Annotated in this window: 14 protein-coding genes; all 14 read right to left on the reverse strand. The window is 32.7% G+C overall.

Annotated elements, in window-relative coordinates; translation table 11 throughout:
• Positions 1 to 2: 2 nt before the first annotated feature.
• Positions 3 to 2,570, reverse strand: a complete 2,568-nt coding sequence (locus tag J6D32_RS13970) for a YfhO family protein (protein WP_006784204.1) — start codon at positions 2,568 to 2,570, stop codon at positions 3 to 5.
• Positions 2,571 to 2,598: 28 nt separating this feature from the next.
• Positions 2,599 to 4,659, reverse strand: a complete 2,061-nt coding sequence (locus J6D32_RS13975) for a DUF6077 domain-containing protein (RefSeq protein ID WP_132942905.1) — start codon at positions 4,657 to 4,659, stop codon at positions 2,599 to 2,601.
• Positions 4,660 to 4,675: 16 nt separating this feature from the next.
• A complete protein-coding gene (locus J6D32_RS13980; RefSeq protein ID WP_132942906.1) occupies positions 4,676 to 6,193 on the reverse strand; it encodes a DUF6056 family protein in 1,518 nt (505 codons plus the stop codon).
• A gap of 13 nt (positions 6,194 to 6,206) precedes the next feature.
• Complete coding sequence (gene pssE / locus J6D32_RS13985) at positions 6,207 to 6,677, reverse strand: PssE/Cps14G family polysaccharide biosynthesis glycosyltransferase (protein WP_006784207.1); 471 nt, start codon at positions 6,675 to 6,677, stop codon at positions 6,207 to 6,209.
• Positions 6,674 to 7,138: a PssD/Cps14F family polysaccharide biosynthesis glycosyltransferase gene (gene pssD / locus J6D32_RS13990; protein WP_006784208.1), complete on the reverse strand. Its 465-nt coding sequence runs from the start codon at positions 7,136 to 7,138 to the stop codon at positions 6,674 to 6,676. Before pssD ends, pssE begins: the two co-directional genes overlap by 4 nt.
• Before the next feature lie 79 nt (positions 7,139 to 7,217).
• Entirely contained in the window at positions 7,218 to 8,417 is a 1,200-nt protein-coding gene (locus tag J6D32_RS13995) for a hypothetical protein (RefSeq protein ID WP_006784209.1), read from the reverse strand.
• A gap of 13 nt (positions 8,418 to 8,430) precedes the next feature.
• Positions 8,431 to 9,843, reverse strand: coding sequence for an MBOAT family O-acyltransferase (locus tag J6D32_RS14000; RefSeq protein WP_006784210.1), 1,413 nt, complete (start codon positions 9,841 to 9,843; stop codon positions 8,431 to 8,433).
• Positions 9,844 to 9,934: 91 nt separating this feature from the next.
• Complete coding sequence (locus J6D32_RS14005; RefSeq protein ID WP_287467763.1) at positions 9,935 to 10,900, reverse strand: glycosyltransferase family 2 protein; 966 nt, start codon at positions 10,898 to 10,900, stop codon at positions 9,935 to 9,937.
• A gap of 12 nt (positions 10,901 to 10,912) precedes the next feature.
• Positions 10,913 to 12,451 (reverse strand): O-antigen ligase family protein, encoded by a 1,539-nt coding sequence (locus tag J6D32_RS14010; protein ID WP_006784212.1) that lies wholly within the window; start codon positions 12,449 to 12,451, stop codon positions 10,913 to 10,915.
• 1 nt (position 12,452) lies between these two features.
• Positions 12,453 to 13,628: a glycosyltransferase gene (locus J6D32_RS14015; protein ID WP_229059750.1), complete on the reverse strand. Its 1,176-nt coding sequence runs from the start codon at positions 13,626 to 13,628 to the stop codon at positions 12,453 to 12,455.
• A 4-nt stretch (positions 13,629 to 13,632) separates the two neighbouring features.
• Positions 13,633 to 14,589 (reverse strand): glycosyltransferase family 2 protein, encoded by a 957-nt coding sequence (locus J6D32_RS14020; RefSeq protein ID WP_006784214.1) that lies wholly within the window; start codon positions 14,587 to 14,589, stop codon positions 13,633 to 13,635.
• Positions 14,590 to 14,599: 10 nt separating this feature from the next.
• Positions 14,600 to 15,574, reverse strand: coding sequence for a glycosyltransferase family 2 protein (locus tag J6D32_RS14025; RefSeq protein ID WP_006784215.1), 975 nt, complete (start codon positions 15,572 to 15,574; stop codon positions 14,600 to 14,602).
• Between the two features lie 21 nt (positions 15,575 to 15,595).
• Positions 15,596 to 16,585, reverse strand: coding sequence for a glycosyltransferase family 2 protein (locus J6D32_RS14030; RefSeq protein WP_009606938.1), 990 nt, complete (start codon positions 16,583 to 16,585; stop codon positions 15,596 to 15,598).
• A gap of 183 nt (positions 16,586 to 16,768) precedes the next feature.
• Positions 16,769 to 18,289, reverse strand: a complete 1,521-nt coding sequence (locus tag J6D32_RS14035) for a lipopolysaccharide biosynthesis protein (RefSeq protein WP_006784217.1) — start codon at positions 18,287 to 18,289, stop codon at positions 16,769 to 16,771.
• Between the last annotated feature and the right edge of the window lie 283 nt (positions 18,290 to 18,572).

Here is an 18,572-nt window from a genome sequence, read left to right on the forward strand (position 1 = left end):
TTTTATTGACGTTTTCGACGATCAGCGATTAAGAAGAAAATAAAAAGTCCGCTACAACATGCTGTTAAAATGATTCCAATATTTAATCCAATCGGCCAATATGAAAATTCAATCTCATATTCACCTGCGTCAAGTTGTAGTCCTAAGAACCCTTGATTCACCTTAATCGGTTGAACCTTTTCTCCATTCACTTTAACACTCCATCCCTTATCATAAGGAATTGAAGTAAATAACCACTGGTTATCTTCATTAATCGTAATACTTGTTTTTAAATCATCATTATTAAATTCTAACACATCTAAACCTTGTGTTTGACGTGTTGTATATAACTCATCATAACGACTTAAGTTTTCATCTAAGTAAATGTTCACTAGTGCTAGTGGATCACCGTAATCACCCACAACGACCTCTAAATAATCAAATTTCGGTTCAATATAAAATCCTGCATAATCAAACTGATATCCGATTTGCTCAAAAACTAATTCTCCATCTAAATACGCTCGAACCTCAAGATCCGGTGAGCCAAAGTTTTCAACATAAACCATTGTCTTTTCTTTTGGTTCTTCATATTCAAAGCTAAAGAATCCTGGTTTTCCCCATTCTAAAATTGACGTTAATTCTTCTAATGGATTGATATCACGGAATGAATGACTAGCATATTCATCTGGTACAACTAAATAATAAGGATATAACAAGTTTTGTTCAAGCGCAGACTTAGAATTAAAGTCAGATTCACTGATGACCTGATTAAAGGTAAAGCCTAAATCGGTATAGAATTGATTTTCATAAACAATCGCGCCATTTAAATGCGTTAAATATTGAAACCCATAAGGAAGATTTGCTTCTCCACCACTAAAATCAATATAGTATTTATAAGCTAATAAATTTAACACGTTCTCCTTCCCGATTTGTTGAGAAGTTGTCCAAGAAGCAACCTTAAGTGGAGACAAGAACTGATCTTGACTATACTGATAAACCGAGGTGTAGAATCTAAATCCTTTAAAGTTACTCGACATTGGTAAATTATCATCCGCTGGTTTTCCTTTTTGAGTCGTTCTAAATTCAACACGATAGAAACTATCATCCATTTCCTGAAGAGCTTTAAAGAAATCAGAACGCTCAACCGCCTCATAATCTAAATTCTCTTTTGTCAATGGTGCATCTGTGCTTAATAGGTTTCTAAATGAAATAAGTCCTTCGAGTGCAATAAACACTGATAAAATGACTATTTTATACTTAATTTTAGGTAAAACTAAAGTTAACGTAAAAATAATAACCAAGATAGATGCTAATAAACAATGATTTTTTAACATGACTAATTCGTGTGCATTAACATTCCATTGACGCCATAATGTAAACCCATACAATCCCCATACGATGACAATAACAGTTCCTGCCATAACCATTAAGGCTGTCTTAAGATATTTCGTATAGAAGGCTTCTTCACGGTCTTTAAAATAGGCGTCTAGGAAGCGCGTGAGCATCATGACAAATAAGAACATAAACATATACATCCAACGTGTATCAAGAGATCCTTGTAATAACACATAGAAGATTTTAAATACAAAGAAGAATGATAATATTCCAAGGAAAATAACATACCCCATTTTTTCTCGTTTATCTTTTAAGAAAAGTAATAATGGAACAACCACTGGTGTTAGGATGGTCGTATACAAAGAGGCTCCTCCTCCCCATCCAATTCCAGGATCCGTTGTGCAACTAATTAAGAAGTTAGGATCAAAACGATGTCCCACTGGGAAGAAAATACTCGTTACATAACGATAAAATTGCTTTAACGTGACCACCGATGTTAAACTAGTCCCACTTTCACTTAAACGCGGCGTTTGAATAATAATTAGTGCACTTGGAATTAAGATAAGCCCTCCAATTCCAATTCCGAGTAGATAAAAACCGATGATTTTTAATTGTGTCAAGAAAATTTCTTTTCCTCGATTCATTAAGAAGTTTCTAAATAAAGAATACATCATCGCAAACGGAATGAACTGATAAGAGAAATAAAAATTCATCATCGTTATGAGTGCCACCAGTAATACCATTAGGCCAAATTTCTTTTCCTCTAAGTAGCGTTCAATCGCGTATAAAATGAGTGGATACAGTAAAAACGCATCTAAGAAGAAGAAGAAATGATAATACGTGAGTACCCATCCTGAGAACATGATGACAAGAGCACCAATGAAGGCCACTCCTAACTTTTTATTCAATTTACTTAACCATAAGAAGCTAAAAATACCAATTAAACTAATTTTAATGATATACCAGTATAAAAATAAGGTCGGAATGACATCTCGCGGAAATAGCGTCGTTAACCAAAAGAATGGGGACGTTAAAAAGTAATAAACATGTGAGAAAACACTAGAACCAAGTCCGTGTGTCCAATCCCAAAAGTTTAACTCGCCACTATGAACTAAATCCCATCCATGATAATAAAAAGGTAATACTTGCGTCAGGTTATCACCATAAAAAATCATCAACTCACCTGTTAAAACATATTTAAGATGAGCCAGTAAGACAATCCCGACTAAAATCAACATATAATGATACTTTTTCATCTCCAAACTCCATTCAATCTAAAATTCACTATTGATTCAAATAGCTAATATGATATACCACATAAGAATTATTGATATAAATTCGATTGGCAAACGATCCAAGTGTTTCATATAACAGTGGATCTCCATCGGCTGGTACGATGACAAATTCAATGGTATATGCACGCATTCGACGTTCTAAATCATTGTAAACTGATGGTTCTTCTTCTGCCCAACTCTTTGAATTGGTTAATAATGAATAAATAAACATGCGATACTCGTATGGATTAGTGTCGTAATTCATATAAAAATCACGCAATGTTGCTACATTAAACACTAAAATTTGTGGTTCATATAAGAAACGCGTTCTTAAATCACAACTCATAACCGTTGTTCGATAATCCGGTTCTTTAAAGTATTCTAACTTATACTCGACTAACGCTTTTTCAGCCTCTATTAAATCATAGGGTAACTTATAATAAGGATCGTAAGTTGTATCATTTATTAAGAATTTTAAGCTAAAGTCTTGGGCATGAATCACTGAATTATTGATAAATAAAATTCCAAATACCGCTGTTAATCCCAACGTTAAAATAGTCTTGGCTTTAATAGATTTCATCAATGAAACATAAAACTTTACCCCGACTGCAAATGTTATCAATGAGAATAATAAAATTGTTGTTCGCCCATAAACAATTCCCGTTAAATACTTGCTAATAAACGGAGCCACAAATGGGTTATAGAAGAAGATTAAAGTTCCGACTAAAATGACTTTATATAAGCGATATTCTTCCACCTCACAACGATAGCATAAGACTCCGATAAGTAACGCCCACCCCACAAGGGTATAAATCACTTTTAAAGGTAATAAAATCGCTTGGTAAGAAATAAAACTTTTTTCTGTAAAATAGGTGATTCCATTAATATAATCCGGAATAAAAGATGCCATTGAAACTGGTGAGGCAATGCCCTTAAGTGTCATCACTATAGAGATTAAAAGAATACTAGCTAGTAACAAAATTAAGGCAAATCGCATGATTTTTTTCATTATATTTGAAAATTTTTGAACAAGCCAATAGATTAGAGGATAAAGAACGACCAAAATAATGGTCGCAATCAAAGCAAAAAGCATAGACATGGTAGATATAATTCCGATCACATAAAAAGCTAATGGAATACTTAATGTTACAGGCAATTTCAAATTAGGCTGCTTTGCGATAAACACTTCAAATCCTAGCAATAAAAGAACTAACATTCCCCCCACAAATAACCCAGTTGATTGAACCGAATAATGACTAAACATTAAGATGATAAGAGAGAGGATTGACCAAGGCGTTTCTTTTTCTCGACTCGCCACATAAATCCAAATCAAGTAAATCATTATAAAGGGTCTAAACTGATTGCCATAATAAGAATAAATCATCCCCGATAACGTATCATTCACTAAACAGAATAATCCGCCTACTAGCACCCACTTCATAAACCAATGAGTGTCTTTGAAATAATAATGAACCGCATTAAACAGACAAAGTGGCATTATTATTAAAAAAATAATTGAGGGTAGCCATAAGGTCACCAACATATAATCAACATTTAAAAGCTGTGAAAGGGCTGATAAGAATAAATAATAGCCTTGGAAATTGTAAATCCAGTTTAAAACGCCTGTCTCACCACTCCATGGGTTAATCATATTAACCTGCATGGCATTCACATTTGATCCGACAAATGGAATATAAAAATTAAAGTCTTCACCTGAATAATTTAAACTATCGACGTTCGCATAGAAGTAAATTAAAACACCCGCCATAATCACGATAAGAATATAGTCTAGTTGCCAAGTTAAGCGATACCAAAGCTTTATTTTAAAAAGCGCATAACCACTTAAAACAATCCCAAGTATAACCGTTAAAATTACCAACACCTGACTTGATAAATGCCAAATCATCACCGGTAATGTGATGATTTGGTGTAAGCCTAGAATGATAAAAAAGCCAAGTGGAATCGCATAAGGGAGTTTCTCACTCAAATTTAATTTCATTGAAACAATTTTCCCAATCGCGTAAGATAAGACTAAAATAAAGACCGTCATTGCGATAATCGAATTAATCATCTGTCCCCCACCTCGTCTATTGCCAGCTATAATGAATCTCAACTGATTCATCTAACCCATAGAATTTCTTAAACACACCTTGATGATACGGCGTTACTGCTTCTCCAGAATGGATCGAATGCGTTGGATACGCAGGTAACCAAAGCTCTCCGCTTGGATTTTGTTTGTATGCTTCGATTCTTTGTTCTTGTTCTTGACGAACCTCAAAAACTTGAGAATAGAGACGTCCATACCAGACAAATATAAGCATCGTTAAAATAGAAAAGACAAGAGTGGCTGATTTATTTACCATTGGATTAAATCTTATTTCATTCACAAGATACCCAATCACAATAATTAAGAAATACACCGTGAAAATTGCACAACGGGGTCCAATAATTGGTGAAAGCAACATAGCTCCCATGACTGCCATCCCAAGTAAATAGTAAAAACACATTATAAAAATAGATTGGCATTTCCATAGTAAGTAAATTATTATACCAAAAATAAGCATCGCCATGAATGTCCAATACCCCATTAAAATCCAAGAATTCATATCTGCAAAATAATAAGCAATACTTGTAAACTTCCAAAAACTGATGCCATATGATTCATTTAATGAAACAATGATTGATGAACCTAAAACGTAGACACTGCTCAACATGACTAAACTTAAAATAATAGGTGTAACTTTAAATTTAAATTGATTTCGCTTTTGAATGATTAAGGTCATCATAACAGCAATTAAAATTAGGATAATCACCGTATTTTCTGTAAACGTATAATGAATAAATTCAGGATACTTTGTTAACACTTTTTCAATAAGATTTTTAGACATCCATTCTGTATCTTCAAGAACACGAGCTCTTGAACCTGGGCTTAATCTCATCATTAAAAATGCACCTGTTGTTGTTACGGTATTAAGAAGTAAAATTAAATCCACTTTTTTTGCTTGAATTAGGCGATATCCCATTAGTAATAAATTAGCTAAAATTAAACCACCTGCAATGTTTTCCATAATCAGCCCGACTGTCATACCAGAAACAATACTGATTAAGATTTCATACCATTTAAAGGTCGCGTTGGAATCTTTAAAATATCGACCCATCAAATAGAGTTGTAATAAGGCCATGACCGCTGAGAAACGGTAGTTAATTGATCCCACAACAAATGTGAAGGTTTCCATTCGAATCCCATGTGACACCGTAAACATTAAAAACAAAATAAGACTTGCAATCAATCCTTTTTGACGTACTGGATTGATGATTTTATATAGCAATAAAAAGGTTGAGGAAAATAATAATGGATTAAAGAAATAAATCCACCATTCATGATGTGAAGCAAGTAAAAAACCTAAAAATTCTCCTACCACACGCCCTGACCAGGTTTGATAAAACTCAAATGTCATCGTTAAAGGACCTTTCAATCCATTAATATAATACCCCCAGTCATCTCCGACTAAAGGTGTCATGGATGAAACCCACATAAAAAATAAAAATAATCCCATGGCTATATACACATAGAAATACCTTTTAAAATTCTCTATTAACTTCATTTATTCTTCCCCTCTACTTCATATATCCTTCTAATAAACCATCAATTAAGCTTACCATATTGCCTTTTAACGTATACGGTTTCGGTTCAAATCTTTTCGCACGTTCATACGTTTGAATAAAATTATCACCATCCTGATAAGAAATAAGATAGCCTAGATCTTCAAATTTCTTTGCTAACTCAATTTGATGATTATTGACATGTTCACCATATTCTTTAAGTCTTGGAACCGCAATGATTTTTTTGTGATTTTTAATCGCCTGTAACATCGATCCTGCACCCGCATGGGTGACAATTAAATCTGCTTTTTCATACAACATTTGGATTTCTTCATTTGAAACAAAGCCAAATATCTGCATCTTATTCGACTCATATTGATTATGTCCGGCTTGAACAATGACTTCTTCTCTATCCGCCACTTGTTCGACTAATTTAATCATCCGACTAAAATCTTGCTTCTGAGTACCACATAAAACTAAAATCAAAATAAACAACCTCCAAACTTAGCATCTGGATAAACTTCTAACAACTCTTCCCACTGAACGTAAAAATCAGTAGCAAGTTTATACATAATTTTTCCTGTCATCGATGGGGTATGAACATTGGCTACCGTCTCAATATAAACAACTTTACGCCCCAATATTCTTGCATATACACACATCGGAATAGTTGAATGAACACCCGTTGAAATCACAACACGTGGACGATACTTGATAAAATAAAATAATGAAACGATCCAAACCCATAAATACTCAAACAGATAAATCCATCCATCATTTTTCGAACAATACATCACGTATTCTGTTGGATAAATTGGATCTTTTGAAACGTCTGTTTTCTCCGTTACAATAACCCCATTATATTTTTTAATCAATTCACCTAATTGAAGTAATTCCGAATAATGCCCACCGGCACTCGCACAAAACAATATTTTTCCTTTTTTCATCATTATCACCAAATTTATTATATCATAAAACAAAAATAAGTCATGAATTTATCACAATCCATGACTTATTTTGTCCATCCTATTGGATGTCTATGAGATATTGATCTGAAAAGTATAATCGATCATAATATAAATAAACGGCCACCACATCAATGTCATGTTCTTTTAAAAAATCACTCAACATAAAATCATGATTTAGACGTAAATCAATGATATACGTTTCATCAAAATGAGAAGCAAACCACCCATTCATTGGATTAGAGAAAGAATCAACTAAAAACAAAGCATTTATCCCGGTATTCTCACCGTAATCATATTTAATTTCACCAGCATATCCTCCGTAAAATGCGTCATAATGATGAATATCCTTATATCCTGGACCGTAGCCATTATGATAAGCATATCGATCACCATTTTCTTTTTCTAAACCGTCTACATAGGTGGTCGCTTGAGGTGCACCTTCAATTATCAAATCACAAATTTGGTCTGTTGCACGACTATACATCCCTGTTCGTCTCGCATAACTTCCACGATAATAAACATCCTCAAAACAAACCTTTTGTGTCACAGATCTTGGATGTCCGATTTGAGGAAACACTTCATTAATCATCTCAATCAAATCTGTATAGGCTACATAAGCGCCATCAGCCGTATGATGTAAATCTGTCTTATAAAAATATTGATAATACTCATCATAATTATTAATTTGCATCTCACCAAAATAAATATCATCATCTAGTGTACTCGTAAAGGTTTCTTTATAAATCTTTGAAGCCTCTTGGTAGTCTTGTCCTTCTAACCAATCCACTTCACTTAAAAGCAAATTCTTATAAATAAAAAGTGGCTGGTCCATAAAATTTGCGACTTTATTATACATTATAGCATGTTGCTTTACCACATCGTTTAAACTTTCAGAATAATAAAGTGGCGATTCAATATAATGCTCATTATATTTACTCACTTCTCGAACCGGAATTAATTTATTTTGTGTCTGATTAAAATAAGACACATACTTCGTCAAAAAGTAATCTAACCGCGTTTGCCATTTGACTAAAAAGCCTCTACCATAAAATTGATCGGCATAAGCCGTTTCAAATCCCGTTTGAAAACTACCATCATATAAACTTTCAAGCGTTATCTTTGGGAAACTAGCTAATTCTCGATATTCAAAATCAACCTCCGTATTTTTAGGAGCGAATAACATCAAACCATTCACTAAAACTAGAGCTCCAAAAAATACAATAATAAATACACTATTTCTTATCTTTTCAAAACGCATCGCTTCGCCTCCCCTAGAAACGGAAATAAATAAAAGGATTAAATGTCGAATCTAAAAGTGACATGACACATAAAACAAATAACATCCCAAGCCCTAAATCTCCGATTAATTTAGTCACTTCACCTTGTTTTAAGAATTTTCTCGCTAGTTTAGCAATCAAAGGCGTTGCCCCAACTAAACCAACTACTAAGTATGGCCAATAATATTGAATATCTAACATTAGAAAGATATCCCACTTCATTAAAACCTTAAAATCAAACATCGACTTTAGATAGGCTCCTAATTGTACTAAATTCGTAAAGCTGAAAATAACCCATCCAATTAAAAATAAAACAATCGCATAAATATGTTGAATCAGACTTGGAAGTCTTTCAAGCCACTTCAATAAAACATACTTTTCAATAATTAAAATAACGCCAAAGTACAATCCCCATAAAATAAAGTTCCAACTCGCACCATGCCAAAAACCTGTTAAAAACCAGACAATTAAAATATTACGAATGTGTTTTAAAACAGTTCCTCGATTTCCTCCAAGTGGAATATAGACATAATCTCTAAACCAGGATCCAAGTGAAATATGCCAACGGCGCCAAAATTCTGTCATACTTTTTGAAATATAAGGATAATTAAAATTCTCGAGAAAATGGAACCCAAACATTTTCCCAAGCCCAATGGCCATATCACTATAACCTGAAAAATCATAATAAATGTGCAAGGCATATGCGATAATTCCAATCCATGAAATAATTAAACTCAACTCATTTTGATGTAACACTTGAATTTGTGTGGCTAATAATCCAAGCTTATTAGAAATCAGTACTTTTTTCATTAATCCAACGATAAATCGCCTCAATCCATTCGAAACATTTTCAAGCGTCTCTTGTCGTGAACTTAATTCTTTTTCAATTGTTGAGTAACGGACAATAGGTCCTGCAATCAACTGTGGGAATAATGCAACATATGTTGCTAACCTTAAAAAACTCTCTTGAACTTTTACACGACCACGATACACATCAATAGTATAGGACATACTTTGGAAGGTATAAAAACTAATTCCAATTGGTAATGGCAAGTTAAATGGTTGAAGATTTAAATGGAATATAAAATTAATATTTTCAATCATAAAATCACAATATTTGAAGAAAAATAAAACAACTAAATTAATGATAACACTTGAAATTAAAGCTTTTTTAGCCCCTGTATTATCTTTTCTTTGTAAACATCGCCCGACCCACTCGGCATGATAAAAGTCATTCATCGTTGATAAAATCATTAACAAGACGTAAATAGGCTCGCCCCATGCATAAAAAATTAACGACCCAATCAAGAGAACTAAATTCCGATAGACACGATTTTTACTTAAAAAATAAATTCCAATAATTAACGGAAAAAAGCAAAACAAAAACGTAAAACTACTAAATACCACCTAAGTACCCTCCTACCTTCATTTCAAAACTCTTGCAAAATAGATGGACATAAGAAAAAAGATTGCCCGTCTTCGGGCAAATCTTTTTATCCTATCCCCTTTTTATAACTGAAAAGACTTTTGCAAATCCCCAATAAGAGAACGAATTCATCATTCTAAAGTAAAGATGCTTCTTATCTTTCTTTTTATTTAAATAGTGATTTTTCTTCCAATTTGGAAAAGTTTCATTCAACAATTTCCACCCATTTGATAACACATACTTTCGTTCTGTCTTATCTTTAATTTGTGCCGCTCGCAAAAATGAACTTCCTAAAAAATATTTAATAAACAAATATTCTAATTCTTCATGATAAGATTCAATCAAATCATGTTGTTTAAAATAATCATAAATTCCTGAAAAGACCTCTAACATATCACGCACACGATGATTATGAGTATGTGTAATCGATCCTGTGCGTTGAACGTAATAAACAAACGGCTCCCCAACAAATCCAAAACGTCTGATATGAGGCGCTAATCGAATTAAAAGAGAAGAATCTTCATAACGAAGGCCACTTGGAAACTTAATATCTAGTGAATTAAACCAACTTGTTTTATAAATTTTAGTCCAAAGTGTCGCAATCATCTCCGTCATATACTCACGGTTATCTTTAAATGGCCCATCAGTTGCTTGTACTAATTTATCAGGATACTCCCAATAAAAATTACAAGAGACTAAATCAGCATCTTTTTTAATCGCCTCTTCATACATTTTTTCAAACATTGTTAACTCTACATAATCATCACTATCAACAAACCCAAAATACTCTCCCGTCACTTTAGAAATCCCAAAATTACGAGTATCAGCGATTCCACCGTTTGGCTTAATATAGCTTTTAATGAGATGAGGATATTGTTTTACATAACGATCAATAATGATTTGAGAATCATCAGGAGTTGAATCATTCACCACAATAATTTCAATATCTTGAAGTGTCTGATTCACTAAAGAATCTAAACACTTTTCTAAATACTTTTCAACATTATATACTGGAACAATAATACTTACTTTCGGCATATCGTCACACCCTTAATCCACTTTCTTCAAAGTTTTTTGAAATAGAGTAATTAAACTAAATGCAATAAAGAAGCTTGTTAATAACGTATCTAATACATGTCCACTATAATAAGCTGCTCCAATTCCTGCTCCAACCGAAACCAGTAACATCCCATTTTCAAATGTTACCATCGATTTAAAGCGACGTAGCATATTAACTCCACATGCTGCCATTAACACAAGGTATGGACCTGTAAAGATGATGGCCCCTAAAATTCCAAGCGTATAGTATTGACGTAGGAAATCTTGTTCAATAATAAAACCACCTTGGCTAACCGTTGAATAACTTGTCCCAAATAATTTTTGTTTAGGCGTTAACATGTCCCACTTATACTCTGCAAATAATTTCTGTAAATCGCGTCCATCTGTACGTACTTCAAAAGGTTGCTCTAAAACATGCTTCCAGAAAACAGGGTCAAATTCAATTTCATAAATATAATCATAATAAGCAGGCATTCCAATCAACCAAGCATTATTACGAACGATATTAATTAAAGCCCAATTATATTCAAATGAATCTCCTTCCATCCCTTCTAGACCACTCGATAAGTCTGGTATCACTTGATTATCCTCACGATTACTTTGAATCTGCACGGCATTCTCTTGTTGATGTTTAATAGCTGGAGAATAAGGGAAGACAAGACTACAAAATGCAATCATAAAGGCCATAAAGGCAAGTGAAACGACTTGAAGACGTCCTTGCTTTAAAAGCAAAATAATGAGATAGCCAATAAATGCAATCACAGCAACGGCAATAGTACCAAGGGTTGCCACACGAGTTCCAACAATCATCATGCAAAGAGAATGAATCACAATTAAAATCATGACTGGCCACTTACGTTTAACTTCATATAGGACCTTATAGAGCAAAGGGAGTAACGTAAACAATAAAGCTCCGATGACATTTGCTTCTTGGAAAAATCCCTTTGATGTTAACTGAGTGGCCTTATACTGTTCATATCCCCCCATAAACCAAGAAATAAAACTTGATTGCGTGTACCCACCATAACTTCCTTTTGAAATGGCCAATAAATCTGTGATAAAAATCACACCACAAACGAACGTAGAAACACATAAGATGACGCGATTAAATGATTTTTCACTAAAGTTGGCCATCCAAACAACATACATCAAAACAAATGGTAATGTCATGGTTAAAATATACTTCAACTCAATTCCCGTTAAAAACTGATAATTAGCAGGCAAGAATAAATCTAAATTTTTCGTTGAAATAAAATGTAAAACAACATAAGCTATCCAAATGATTGCGATAATAGCGGCCCCAATAAACGTACGCTTCTTATGCTTGTCAACCAAAATAAAGGCCCCTACTGCAAGCAACGGCAAAATAAGAAATCTAACAATCGTTGATGGAACAATTAAATGATATTGCTTTAAAAAATCATTCAATAAATAATCTAAATCAACCAATGGCTGAATCACTAAAAAAATAAAGACTAAAATCCCATAAAAACTTGGACTTTTAATCATCGATTTTAATTGATTTAACATACTACTCCTCCACAATCTCTTTAATCTGCTCGACGATTTGGTTATTATGATAATGATACGTCAACAAGTGTGCTTCCATCACATTGAGCTGCTCTGGATGTTTAATTAAGTCTTTCATCCCTTCATAGAAGGAGTTTTCATTGTTATCAACAACAATCCCATATTCATTATTTTTCAACTGCTCTTCAATACCGGCCACCTTTGTTGCTAACACAGGTGTCAAACAAAGTAAAGATTCAAATACAACGGTTGGCAATCCTTCATAACGTGATGGCAATAAGAAACAATCGGCAAGTTTAAAATATGGAAATGGATTTTCACGATAACCAATTAGCTTAAACGTCTCCTCAACTTGATAAGCCTTAATTTTTTGTTTTAAAACTGCTTCATCCTCTCCACCACCAATAATCATAATATGATGCAATAAGCCTTCTTGTATGAGTCGATGATGGATCTCGAGTAAGCGATCATATCCTTTTTGATCTACTAATCGCCCCACACTGATAAATGTCAAAGCTTCTTGTTTAAAAAATGTCGAACGAGTTTCATCAATCTCCACATTGTATTTTTGCTTAATTAAGTCTTCTTGAATAATATTATGAATCACTTTAACAGGTTTGCTTAATTCAAATACTTCTTGATAGGAAGCCGCAGCAACCTTTGATACTGCGACTTGCTCATCCATTAAGGATAACGTCTTCTTAAGCAATGGCATGTAATTAGATGAGAAATTTTGAACTTTATAATCTAAATGAACCCAATTTACTTTTTTCTTACTATTTCCATTGGCAACAAAAATTGTACAAAAACCTTCTTTAAAAGCAATCTCAACATCATAAGAATCAAGTTTCATTTTTTTTCGTTCACGCTTAATTTTATTTCCAATCATTCCGGCCTTCATTAAGAAAACCAGATATAGTTTTCTAGCTATCAAAGCTAAATTTTTAGATTTAATTAACTGTCCGAGGGGTAAATCAATGACACTAAAAAATTTAGAGCCTTCTAAGACTCGCACTTCTTTTGGCACACCCTTTAGCATCTCACCATGCTTATGAAGGACAAGTAAATCTATTTCATAATCTGTCGTCTTAACAAGTGTTGTCAATAAATTATTCAAAACACGTGCTACTCCGCCAACGACCATCTCATCATTAACAATTAAAATTCTTTTTGACATTTTCTCACTTCCGATCATATAACCATAACACTAGTTTAAATTGACGTAAATACAATAAATACATTAAAACTTTCTCTTTCTTACTATAAGTATTAATATACTTATTCTTGATCCATTTTGGATATTTACTACTTAAAGTGGTAATATTCTGATTTAAAAATACTTCACGTCCATTTTGATACTCTCTAATGCGTTGCGTCGTTAATTTAGCCCCATGCTCGACAAACATATAATTAACCTCATCAAGACAAGGAATTTTATTTTTGACAACGTAAGACTTGACTAAATCAAGAGCACGATAGATATCAAAAATTTTATCAGAAGGTGTATGCATAATAGAGCCCGCACGTTGAAAATAGTTATAAAAAACATGATTAACTTTGACGATTTTATTCGCCTTGGCTAATACGATCGGAACACATCCTAAATCTTCATACCATAATCCTTTTGGAAACTTAACATCATCAAATAATGAACGTTTAAACAGTTTATTACACGCACTATTATTAATAGTAATGATTAAAGGATCATTTGAAACATTCGTTTCAGTAAACTCTCCTCCTGGAACAAACTTTGTCTCACCTGATTCATACACATACTGCATATCACAAACAACGACATCAGCTTGCTTCTTTACGACTTGCTGATACATAACCTTAAACATATCTGCCTCTACCCAGTCATCACTATCAATAAAGGCAACATAATCCCCATTTGCATGTGCTAATCCATAATTTCTAGCATCTGCTAAGCCACCATTCTTTTTCATCAATCCAATGATTTTCCCGGGAAATTTCTTTTGATACTCCTCTACGATATCTTGCGAATGATCCGTACTTCCATCATTCACACAAATAATCTCAATCTCCTTCATCGTTTGATTAACAAGTGAAGCTAAACATTTATCTAAATACTTCTCAACATTATAAATTGGGACAATCACACTTAATTTTGCTATCACGTTATCACACCTATTTCAATAATTTCTGCTTGATAAAAATAAAACTCTTCAATAATTTAATTTGTTTATGCCCAAGCAATTTTAAGATAAAACGATCTTTCTTCGATAAACAACTTAAATATTGATTACTTAACCATCCAGGATAATGACGATTCATATGGTCAATAGCCTCTTTAATATATGTTTCTCCATCTTCAACTTTTAAAAAGCGCAGACAACTAAATAAAGCTAGATTTTCAATTGATAAATAGGCTAACTCTTCCATGTACTCGTCAAAAATTCCTTGCTGCTTATAATACGACTCTATCGAATCAATCGCTTTATAAATATCTAAAACTTTTGGATTAACTGTCGACATAATAGACCCTTCACGTTGAATGTAATGAACAAAGGCTTCATTGACATATGCAATATGATGACATTTTGGCATAAATTTAGCGGTCGTCGCTAAATCTTCATACCATAATCCTTTGGGATAACGAATATTTGTCTTTGTAAACAGCTCCGTCTTATAAAGCTTATTCCAAGCTGATGCAGGACTTAACAATAAATTTTTAAAGGGATTATCCGCTTGTTGACGCAATCCTTGAATATAATTTGAAACACCACGGTCTTCCCATTCCATTAAAAAGTCAGATACAACCAAATCAGCATTCTCTTCCTTTGCTTTTTGATATAGTTTCTCATACATCATTGGCTCAATCCAATCATCGCTATCAACAAAACCAATATACTCCCCACGTACATACGATAAAGCATAATTTCTAGCATCACTTAACCCACCATTTTCTTTAATTAATGGTTTAAATAAATGAGGGTATTTTTTGACATACTCATCAATAATTTGTTGAGATTGATCTGGACTTCCATCATTTACAACAATGCATTCTATTTCTTTTAATGTTTGATTCACAATCGAATCTAAACATCTTGGTAAAAACTGCTCCACATTATAGACTGGAAGGATAATACTTACTTTTACCACTTTTTTCACCACCTGACTAAACTAAGATTTAAATTTATAAAATAACTTTAATGTCATTTTTGACTCATAGATTGAAGCTCTTAATTTTTCTTTAATTGATTGATTCGCTTTTTGTTGTTGATAATATTTATTATTTGTCCAGCCTTTAAATTCTTGCTGTAAATAATCATAAAACTCATTCATAATTTTAAGTGCTAATGATGAATCTTTAATATGAATGACTTTTTGTAATTCATAAAGGGCTTGATTAATACAAACCATCTCTAATTCATCTTCAAACGTTTTGAATTTATTTAGTTTTTTATAATAATTGATACTAGCTTCCAATGCTAATAATGTATGTAAAATTCTTTCATCATACGCACTTGAAACATTATTTAAACGATTAGCTAAATAATAATATAAGGGTTGATTAATCATCGCGATTTTCTCACAATGTGCTAATAGCATCAACATAAAGGCTAAATCTTCACTTCGATAGTTTGTTGGAAATAGTAGTTGATTAGCCGTTAAAATTTCTTTTTTAATAAGTTTATTCCAAGGAGCAGGATTAATTTTAAACAGAATCTCTTTGTGATTCATTAAATCAATCGTCTCAGATTCAAATTTTGGTAATGAAATAGCAAATTGTTCACTTGAATCTTCATAACAATCATAATACTCACAAATGGCCACTGAAGCATCAGATAAACGGATTCCTTCATATAATTTTTCTAACATTTCTTCATGTAGATAATCATCTGGATCAATAAAAATAACATAGGGAGCACTCGATAAACTTAATCCTAAGTTTCGTGTTTTTCCAACCCCTTCATTTTGCTTATCCATCACTTTAAAACGAGAATCCTTTTGCTCCCATTCTCTAATTAAAGTTAAGGTCTCATCTGTAGAACCATCATTGATCACTATCACTTCGAAATCTTTGAATGTTTGAGTGACCAAACTTTTAAAACATTTATCAATATATTTTGCGACATTATACGCAGGAATGATAACACTAATTTGACTCACGGGGTTTACACCTACTTTAGCTCATTTTCATCTAAAATTCGACTATATTAAAAAAGATATTTATTCTATAGTTGTAACCATATTTGAACAGAAATAGTCACATTTATCATATCATAATTTAATTCCAATGGAAATATAAACAAAAAAAGCGCATCGAGATTTCGACACACTTTTTACAATTGTTTATTTTTTTAATACAATTCGCTTTGCACGATTAACAAATAATCTAAATTCATTAAAGAATACAAAATATAAGATGCTATGAGCTATTAAAACAATGGTACCTAAAACAGCCGATCCTAGGAACCAAACTAAAATTGATGACGTTCCTGATGGGAATACTAACTTCCATCCCATATAAGAAATGGATCCAATCACAAACATAATCCCTATTCGTCCAAGAACCAGACGATAATAATACCAAGGTGATAAGTTAAAAACACGTGGATAAACTAAATTGACTGTCATAAAGAAATCAAAAATAAACTGAGACAAGAATGTTCCTAATAAAATCCCAGTAATTCCAAAGTTTTTAATTAATACTAGAGAAATTAATAGATTAGCTATTGCAGTGATGTAAGCAATTTTTTTAGTCTCTTTAAATAAACCATTCACATTTCTAACAACTAATAATGGTTCTCTTGACACCAAATAAAATAAATTTACACTAAATAACAAGACTGCGAATAATGAAAGAATATATTGCTCCTCTTTCATCCATAACATCATAAAATCTCTCATGACAACAAATAAAATACTACAAATCACTGAACTTAAGAAAAAGGCAAAATTCGTATATTCCAAAAATGTTGCATATTTATGTTCTTCATTCTCATTTGAAAATAAATTTCCAAAACTATCAATTGGCGCTTGCACAATGCTAAATAAAATCTTTTGTAAACTTGAGCAAATTAAATTATAAGCATTATAAATATTCGTCACTGAAGTAGCAACAAAGACACTTAATAAAATAGGATCCGTATTACTTAAGACCACACCCGAAATTTTATGTGCAAAGACATGTTTTGTATTTTCAAGAGCTGATAAGTCACGTTCTTCATGATTATTCTTTAAATAAGGATATAACTTAAGAGATTTCTGTCTAGAATAAACATATGTTGCAATGGTTAAAAGTCCATCGACTAATAAAACAATCGCTAAATCTACTTTCAGTAACGCAAGCACAACGACTAAAACAGAGCGAATAAACGTAATGAATTGAATTCCGATATTAATTTTATAATATTGTTGATCAGATTGAACGACAATATTCGGTCCCATTAAAAAGTAAGAAATCACCACTGGAATCAATAATAAGAAATAAATCAAGTAGATCGTCCCACTTGGAATCGGATCCGCTTTACTAATAAATAGCGGAGAAACAATTCCTATAATTGTTCCAAGCACTAAAATGATAATTCCCATCCATCTAAATAAATAGACAGCCCCATTATATAATTCGGTTACCTTTTTATGATTTTTATCAGCCAAGGGTTTATATAATATTTGCTGAAATGCCATTCCAAATCCACCTTCAACTAGATTTAAAACAGCCATAATTTGTAATAATGTCGAATAAAGTCCGTTAATTGAACTACCATAGATACTAGAAAATAAACTAAATTTAACAAAACCTAAAATAGGTAAAATTAAATTTGGAATTGTTGTTGCTAGCATATTAAAAAACGAATGTTTCGTTCTCATCTCATCACTCCTAACACAATCTTTCCTTTTATTTGACTAGAAAGACATAATTTAATAAAAAGGTGTATCGTCATTAGGATACACCTTTTTGATTTAAGTATTAATATTTTAACTAAGATTGTGGCGCTGATGGTTGCTCTGTACTCACACAAAGTGGATCATCTGGATTCTCATCACAGAAATTTGGAGCCGGTACCTCAGGTTCTGGATCAGGTGTTGGTGTTGGATCCGGTGTCGGTGTTGGATCCGGTGTCGGTGTTGGATCCGGTGTCGGTGTTGGATC

It is taken from the genome of Turicibacter sp. (assembly GCF_017941855.1).
GTDB classification, from domain to species: domain Bacteria; phylum Bacillota_I; class Bacilli_A; order MOL361; family Turicibacteraceae; genus Turicibacter; species Turicibacter sanguinis.

What these genes read in the sequence shown, in the direction of transcription:
- J6D32_RS13980 (WP_132942906.1), bottom strand. Translation starts at nt 6,193, where the DNA reads ATGAAGTTAATAGAGAATTTTAAAAGGTATTTCTATGTGTATATAGCC.
- J6D32_RS13995 (WP_006784209.1), bottom strand. Translation starts at nt 8,417, where the DNA reads ATGCGTTTTGAAAAGATAAGAAATAGTGTATTTATTATTGTATTTTTT.
- J6D32_RS13970 (WP_006784204.1), bottom strand. Translation starts at nt 2,570, where the DNA reads ATGAAAAAGTATCATTATATGTTGATTTTAGTCGGGATTGTCTTACTG.
- J6D32_RS13975 (WP_132942905.1), bottom strand. Translation starts at nt 4,659, where the DNA reads ATGATTAATTCGATTATCGCAATGACGGTCTTTATTTTAGTCTTATCT.
- J6D32_RS14010 (WP_006784212.1), bottom strand. Translation starts at nt 12,451, where the DNA reads ATGTTAAATCAATTAAAATCGATGATTAAAAGTCCAAGTTTTTATGGG.
- pssD (WP_006784208.1), bottom strand. Translation starts at nt 7,138, where the DNA reads ATGAAAAAAGGAAAAATATTGTTTTGTGCGAGTGCCGGTGGGCATTAT.
- J6D32_RS14005 (WP_287467763.1), bottom strand. Translation starts at nt 10,900, where the DNA reads ATGCCGAAAGTAAGTATTATTGTTCCAGTATATAATGTTGAAAAGTAT.
- J6D32_RS14035 (WP_006784217.1), bottom strand. Translation starts at nt 18,289, where the DNA reads ATGAGAACGAAACATTCGTTTTTTAATATGCTAGCAACAACAATTCCA.
- J6D32_RS14015 (WP_229059750.1), bottom strand. Translation starts at nt 13,628, where the DNA reads ATGTCAAAAAGAATTTTAATTGTTAATGATGAGATGGTCGTTGGCGGA.